General features: G+C 58.7%; 6 protein-coding genes. 5 read left to right on the forward strand and 1 reads right to left on the reverse strand.

All coding sequences use genetic code 11. From position 1 onward, the window contains the following. Window positions 1–101: 101 nt before the first annotated feature. The 4 genes from PU724_RS31925 to PU724_RS31940 all read left to right on the forward strand — a co-directional run bounded on the left by PU724_RS31925 (window position 102) and on the right by PU724_RS31940 (window position 5,198). Window positions 102–1,457, forward strand: coding sequence for a DUF1428 domain-containing protein (locus tag PU724_RS31925; RefSeq protein WP_354425624.1), 1,356 nt, complete (start codon window positions 102–104; stop codon window positions 1,455–1,457). 343 nt (window positions 1,458–1,800) lie between these two features. After that, window positions 1,801–2,310, forward strand: coding sequence for a hypothetical protein (locus PU724_RS31930; protein WP_354425622.1), 510 nt, complete (start codon window positions 1,801–1,803; stop codon window positions 2,308–2,310). A gap of 250 nt (window positions 2,311–2,560) precedes the next feature. Continuing rightward, complete coding sequence (locus tag PU724_RS31935) at window positions 2,561–3,655, forward strand: hypothetical protein (protein ID WP_354425620.1); 1,095 nt, start codon at window positions 2,561–2,563, stop codon at window positions 3,653–3,655. A gap of 868 nt (window positions 3,656–4,523) precedes the next feature. Further along, window positions 4,524–5,198: a hypothetical protein gene (locus PU724_RS31940; RefSeq protein WP_354425618.1), complete on the forward strand. Its 675-nt coding sequence runs from the start codon at window positions 4,524–4,526 to the stop codon at window positions 5,196–5,198. Between the two features lie 182 nt (window positions 5,199–5,380). Here the strand turns inward: PU724_RS31940 and PU724_RS31945 are convergent, their stop codons facing one another. After that, window positions 5,381–6,001 (reverse strand): hypothetical protein, encoded by a 621-nt coding sequence (locus PU724_RS31945; RefSeq protein WP_354425616.1) that lies wholly within the window; start codon window positions 5,999–6,001, stop codon window positions 5,381–5,383. 183 nt (window positions 6,002–6,184) lie between these two features. On the opposite strand from PU724_RS31945, the gene PU724_RS31950 reads away from it, so the two are divergent. Continuing rightward, window positions 6,185–6,895, forward strand: a complete 711-nt coding sequence (locus PU724_RS31950) for a thermonuclease family protein (protein ID WP_354425614.1) — start codon at window positions 6,185–6,187, stop codon at window positions 6,893–6,895. The last annotated feature ends 348 nt before the right edge of the window (window positions 6,896–7,243 follow it).

Below are 7,243 nucleotides of genomic sequence, written 5' to 3' on the forward strand. Positions count from 1 at the left end.
CGCTGAGGTTTGGCTACATTAATTAACTGCAGCGACCGACGAATATTCTTGAACAGAAGCAATAAGATATTGATTTGACTACCACACTGGAGTTCCCCTGCATGGCCGACGATAGCGAACCCATCACCGTCGATGAGTCTGAGGAGCCTACAACGCTGCCAACTAACGTTGGCATTAGCCTCAGCGGCCCGTTTGAGAGCGAGGACAACGCTCGCGAGTTCGCCCATCGAGTCTTAGGGTCGATGAGGGTTCTCGGCAGATCGATGGACCTCCGCGGGGTCGATGGCGTTACCATTTCCGGGGACTACCATGAAGCTTTAGCCACTCTCGATCGCGGCATTGAAGGCCTCCGACCTTTGACTGCCTCTAGCGTCGAAGACGGTGTAATCGGCGTGGCAATGGCGCCAGCGGTTCTAAGAGATGGAAAACTCAAAACCCACCTGGTCTTTCACGTCCATGCGATCCTGGGCTTGGCAGAACCTGAGTCTGAATTGTTCCCGCTGGCTGTCCACACCCTTGCGCACGAATGCGCTCATGCGATGCTGCATACAGCATTCGACAACCGATTTCCGAATGTGATTCTGCGTGAAGGCGCATCGAACAACTTCGACCGTTTCCGGCTGGAAGTCACCGATGCATGCTGGGAAGAATACGGCGCCACGCGGGCGAGCGCATGCTGGGGCACAGACCCGACGGACGGTTATATCAGCACGTTCGTCAGGGCGCTTTCGGAAACAGACCAACAAGCGAATGAATTCATTCTGTCCTATCGGACGCATGGCGACATCGACCAAATTCTTGCAGAAGTCCCGCCACTATATGGCAACCTCATCAAATGGGCGTCCTATCTGATTGGCACGATGCACGGCCTTGATAAGAAGATCGCCGATCTCCCCGAGCTGGCCGAAGCGCTCAACGATCATTGGTTCACCGAGTATTTCGAAAAGCTCGAAACCGCTTATAGGAAACTTTGGGATCGGCTCGGCGAATGGGATGAGCGGGCCGAGTTCGATCCAATCGGAGACATCGCGGTCGACGTTCTCGAAAGGGGCGGAATGAAGCTGATTAAGACCTCCCCTGACAACACCAAGATCGAGATTCCTTTTCGAGCGTGGAACACCCCTTTGGCGGCCTGCTCAATCAAATCGGGCAGCTCTAGGAGGGGTCGAATCGAAGCATGCGAAAGAGAGAACAGTGATGAGCGCGAATTGGGATCACGACGACCTTGCCAGGCTGCTGGCACTCGAACACGCGTTCTGCGCACTCGCTCTGATTTCGGCCAGCAACTTCGCATATCTCGCCGAGACTACCCCAAGCGCGGCCGTCAAGCAGTTTCGGGAAGCGATCGAAGGTTCGGTCTACGACACCGGACGGGCCTCGAAAGAAACCAAGGCCGCGATGAAACACCACCTGAAACGGATGTTCGACCACATCGCGGAAATGGCCAAGCGCGCTGATAAGGGAACGCGAACATCATAACGGGCTGGCGGGAACACATGTTCCATTGTTCGTCGGGCAGAAGGGTGACGGGATGGATAGTCGAAATCGGTCTGTGGCCAGCAGAATAGCTTGCCCTCTTCAAGCGTCGACGCGCGAGCGGCCGCACGAGACAAGATGGTCGATAACGGGAGCGATATTTGGCCTCCTGTTCGGACTGATTTTCGGCAACGTCGGACTCGCTGCTTTCGGTCACGCGATGGGGCTCCCCGGATTGACCGTCTTCCCGCTGCTGTTCGACTTTCTCGGAAACAGCTATGGGATCGGCAAGGACCAAAAGGCTTTGCGGAAGGGAGGTACGGAGTGATCTTCGGCCTCTTCAAGAAGAAACGGGTACCCCAGGCTGCAGCGCTTATCCAACTTTCGGGCGCGGATGCGGAAATGGCTAGGGTCGCAAAGGCCGCCGTCGATGCCTACGATGAATATCTTGAACGTAATCCCATAGGATTCGAAATCCGAGACGTCGCGATGCTGCCCGGTCCGAAGAATGCGTTGGTCAACGCCTTACGGATCGAATTGATGTTCGAACGGGATGACCGGGTCAGGCAGTTTCTCACCGAGATCGGGTTGAAACTAGCGCATTTTAGGGAAGGCATTGGCGAGAAGGAAATATCTCCAACTGGCCTGCCGATCGACCAGCTTAGCTCCAGTAATCTTGCTGACGATAACCTGGTGGACACGATATTGGCGGCGGAAAGCCACCCGGATCGCTCCCGTCATGCGGAACTGATGCCTGCTGTCCGTGCTGAGTGGCATGAACTGGCGGAGCTATTCGACAAGTCGATCGCCATCGCAAAAGCGATGTCGGCCTAAGCCGACATTAGTTGCCAATCCACCTCGTCCTTGAGCTTGTTGATTGATCCCCCGAGCGGTAAATTGAGGGCGATTCCTTGGCCCTGCGCCAACGAGCGAAATGGGAGAGGGCCATGTCGACTTTCGATAGCTCATCTTATATTATTCCGACATTCTCCGCAACGCGCGCCTTGCGAGCGAAGCGCTCGGATGCGCATCGACATGGCACAATCAGCTAAGCAAGTTCGACACCAGTCCCGCGCGGACGCTTTTGGACCACTGGCAGCATGACGAGGCTTTACGCAACGCGACGTTGGGGCTGGCGGAACTGCAATCCGACATTCTCCGCAACGCGCACAGTCAGCTAAGCCAGTTCAATGCCAGCCCCGCGCGGACGCTTATGGACCAGTGGCAGCACGACGAGGCGGCACGCAACGCGACGTTGGGGCTGGCGGATCTGCTCACGCGGTTTCACGCCCTCGGGGACTTAGTGCGGACGCGCGACGATCTGTTCGCGAAACAACTGATCACGCCGTCAGCATTTGCATTCGCACAAGAACAGGCCGGATTAGCTCAGACGCTCGCCTTGCCGTCGGCTTTGGAGGCTTTTCGCACCCCGTTCGACCTGCTCTCCTCGAAGCTTGTGGTGCTGGATCTCCTGGGCGTCGGGGACATGGAATCACACCTTGCTGCATTCTCGCGCGCCTCGGCGTTTTCCGACCTGATCAGCCAGAGCATGCGGGTAGATCGTGATTTCATGGCGGCGAGCAAGGCGTTCGCGCTCTCGTCGATGCCCGCCCTGGACACGCTGGCCGAGTATCGCAGGTTCCTGGATGCTGCTGGGCTCGTCCTGCCACGGTGGCCGAGGCTGCGTCTGTTGAGCAGAGCCGAAAAGCGCCGACGGTTCAGGGCGCGGCTACGGGGCAAGGCAGAGGCTCCCCACATTAAAAAAGCAAAATCGCTCGTCCATCGTTATGAATTAACCCTGCGCGAGGTCGTGGATGCGGTAATGGCCGACACCTACGGTGAGGACTGGGCCGAGGCTCGCCTTCCGCTTTGCGGCTGCAGGGACCTTCTTGGACGCTGGAAGAAGCGCGGCGGTGACGTGCTCGATCACGCCGACTATGCGCACTACGCCCGCATCATGAGCAACCCCGAGCATTTTGCAGCAGTCTTTGAGGCTGGCTTCGATGATCCGCAACCTCTTGCCGCATTGCTGGATGACGCCGGCCGCCTGCGTGCCGCATCACACCACGCACGAGAGTTCACACCCGACGATCTTCGCGATCTCCGCATCACCTGGCGCACGATTGAGACTGGTCTTCTCGCGTTCGCTTCCGACTACGAGATAGAGGCATGGGGGTAGCAAGCCGTTCCGACAGCCGACGCGAACTCTCATTCCCGCTTTTGTGCCCCTCTGGAGGTGAGAGCGTAATTAATCTTTCAGTTACGCTCTGCTCAAGCTCCGCATGCCGCGACCAGGCATCCTGAATTCCTCGGCAAGGGTAGACGGCAGACACACGTCAAGGCCAATGGCTTCCTGTGCGCGAACGCGGGCAAGGATTTCCCAGCCCTCGCGGCGCCAGTTCCGAATGGCGTGAAGGCGGTTGGGTGACTTCCTTGAAAAGTCGCTGCCAATCGTGGGGCTCGCGAGCGCGCAATTCGAAAAAGGCCTGTAGGGCCTGGTCCTCGGCAATCCTGGTGTCGAGGCCCAGCACGTCGCATCACGGCAAGCCGAGGCGACGGATTTGACGGAAGGTCTTCCCGTCGAGGCGGTCAGCGGCCTCGGTCTTCCCGCTGGCGACCCAGCAATTCAGTGCGGAAACGGCGGCATCGATCGCGAAGTACACCACCCGCTACAGCCTGCGCCTGTCGAAGGGCATAGGCGACGATTTCGAGGCGGAGGGTGGTATTCCTGAAGACGAAGCGCCCGGGAGCGACATCGAGCGGCATGCCGTCTGGGCAAAAGAGCGGGATGCGCGACTTCACAATTGGATAGGCCTGGACTCGCAGCGGTCGCCGGGGCGGATGTGGGACTGCTTCTGGAAAGCCGCCGAGCGCGGCGAGTGGCCCAACGATCGGCGCATGAACCTATCGGTCGATCAGATGATGGCCGCCCAAGGGTGGTTGCAGCGCGAGCACTCCTGGCGGATGACCGTCAGCGCGTCGAGTTCCTCCCGAAGCACCCCGACGACGGGGCGGCGAAGGAACTCCACGAATTGCGGGGTCCCTCGATGCCGAGCCGCTTCCTCGGACTGGTTGAGCCTGAAGAAAAATGGAAGGAGAGGCTGAAGTGGCTGGAGAGAGGCGCGGCAGAGGAAACCCCGGAAAGGCAGGCCGCGCGGCTTGAGGACGCGAAGGTGACGGTGGAGCGACGGGCGGAGGAGGCGGTGAAGGCATTGAACGATGTCGCCGCGACGCATGCCTACCAAGCGTGCATCGCCGTGGGCTTTTGGGCCGACCGGGACCTTCACGCCTCGGAGTGGCTATGGCTGCGCGGCGAACTTGGCATCGCGTCGGACACCCCCCTCCCGCTTCCGCCCGTCCCCGTCCGGAAGGAACGGGAAAACGCCTTCGGCGAGACGGTGAAGGAAACCGTCGGCATTGCCGCCCCGGTGGTCACGGCCTCTGGCAAGGCGAAGGAAAGGGCTACCGCCATGGAGGCGCTGGACGAAGGGGAAATAGTCATAGTGACAGACCACGAGGGCTCATGGGCCTTCGTCCGCCCCTCGGAAGACACGATGAGGCAAGTCCTGCTCAAGGTGGACGAGTGGATCATCACCGACAAAGCCACGGCTCAGGGGATGATCGACGCGAAGGAGGAAGCGAAGCTGGAGGCAGAGCGGAGAACGATGCAGCCTGCGAGGCTCGGGATCTCGAAGGACTGCCGCCCGATCCCGACGGCATAATGGAGGAAGAGGAGATAGGTGCTCACGGCACAATGTTTGGGACCGTTTCCGCTGCGCCTTCGGCTCCACTTTCACTTATCCCAACCGACCCAAGGAAACGGGGCTGCGCCCCGTTCCATGGGGATGAAGGGCCGCCGGGATGACGCAAAACGGAAAGCGGCAAAGCAGAAACGGAACGAGATTCAGGACTCCGCCAGAGAGAGCGGGGAAGGATTGCTCTGCGGCCAAGCCCTCGGACCGGACTGCGCGATGATTTCGAAGACTTCGACAACATGAGCGTCTTCAGGCTTGATGGCCTCATACCAGTCTCGCGGCTCGTGTAAGCGCGCCCTGAAGGTCAAGACATCCGGCCAGCTTTGTTGCAACGCGCCGCCCTTGCCATGTTTTAAGGCGTTCGCCAGATCGCGGACAACACCTAGCCGGGTGTCGATCGGCAAGCCCTTAGCCGTTGCGCGTTTCACAAGCTTCTCATGATCGGCGCTCCCGCCGCTGTCTGTGTATGCGCGAATTGCCCGCTCCCAATGATGATAGAGGACAAGAACGTAGGCCCTGCGCAGTGCCATCAGCGCTTCCTCAGTGGTCTCCTGCTGCATGCTGAGCACGCGTCCTTGCTCCCAAAGAATATTGCCGTCGTCGTCGCGGTCACCGATAAATTCGTCTGAGGCCTCATAGGCTGCGGCCTTGGCCTTCACGCGCTCAACATCGGAGGCTAGCGCCTTTGAGGCGGAAGCATACCCCTCCCGAAGCACGTCAAGTCCGGCTTTGAAGGCGTAGCCTCTCGTGTCAAAATTGAGTTTTGCCATTCCTTCCCCCCTCATGGGGCTCTGCCCCGCCGCGCTACGCTTGGCTCCCCGGGATATTTTTAGACCAACCGGATGTGCCTTGTTTTTTGCAGTGTTAATTTAGGACTTTCGAAAGGAAAAAGGGGAGCGGTATAGTCTCGATAATCCACGGCCGCCCATACAATGACTCCAGAAGTAAATCCCGTGATCATTGTGCCTGAGAATCCGCAAACGGACACGATCAGGGTTCCGGTGCTGAAGGTATTCGATGGCGACGGATTTCTGACTCGCGTCAAGGTTTCCGAGATCACGGGAAACCCAAGGGATCAAGCCGAGATCGAGATAACCGCGAGATTCGGATTCATCGATGCTCCGGAGATGGAGCAGCCAGGCGGCCCTCAAGCCAAGGACTTCCTCACCTCCCTGATCGGCGACAGGTGGGTTGAACTTGCGATCTTGATGAAGATGAATACCGGGCGGTCGGTAGACACATACGGCCGCGTCGTTTGCGTTCCCTACTTAACGCTGGACTACGCGGCCGGGGAGTTCAGAACACCGTCGTCATGCCCTCATGTCATAGCGACGTTTGGGGCACCCCTCCGCGTAACGCGAAACGTCGAGTTAGAAATGGTCGTCAATGGCTGGGCTTGGGTCCTGGAGCGATACGGGCCTGACCAGCGATATCTGGATGCGCTGGAGGAAGCCAGACGCGCAAAGCGCGGCATATGGGCATTCGAGGACAACGTTCATCCGTGGGAATTCAAGAAACGGAAATATCGCAACAAGGCACCAAAGTCCCGTTGCCCGACAGAAAGCTGTAGCGGTCACGTCGTTAGAAAGAGCGGCAGGTTCGGTGAATTCTTCGGCTGCTCCGAATATCCTCGGTGCAGGTATTCTTGTTCGGCGGCCAACTGACCCGTCCGCCCAACGCTATGGCCTACCTCACAACTCGCTGCTAATGAAGTATAGAGGGAAGACTCCTCTTTTGGTTCGATCGCCGAGGCTGATGCCATGAATGTTGAAGAACCGACGCTACGAGAAATCTATTCAAGCTGGGTCCGCGATACCTGGGAAGGATCGAAATCTGGTCTGTCGCGCTTCTTCAGGGGGTCGGAACAAGAGCAGTGCGAAATCGTACGCTAAGGCTGAACGGAGCAGGAACGTCAGGCGGCGGCACGAAGTAGCTTCGTCGGAGGTCTGAGCGACCGGAAGCCTTCGGGCATCTGATGCTCCGCATCCCAAGTGTAGATGCCGGTCAGATTG

The organism is Mesorhizobium abyssinicae (assembly GCF_049887195.1).
In the GTDB taxonomy this organism is placed as follows: domain Bacteria; phylum Pseudomonadota; class Alphaproteobacteria; order Rhizobiales; family Rhizobiaceae; genus Mesorhizobium; species Mesorhizobium abyssinicae.

Excerpts from the sequence above, each read along its gene's own strand:
- PU724_RS31925 (WP_354425624.1), top strand. The coding sequence starts at position 102 with ATGGCCGACGATAGCGAACCCATCACCGTCGATGAGTCTGAGGAGCCT.
- PU724_RS31940 (WP_354425618.1), top strand. The coding sequence starts at position 4,524 with ATGCCGAGCCGCTTCCTCGGACTGGTTGAGCCTGAAGAAAAATGGAAG.
- PU724_RS31945 (WP_354425616.1), bottom strand. The coding sequence starts at position 6,001 with ATGGCAAAACTCAATTTTGACACGAGAGGCTACGCCTTCAAAGCCGGA.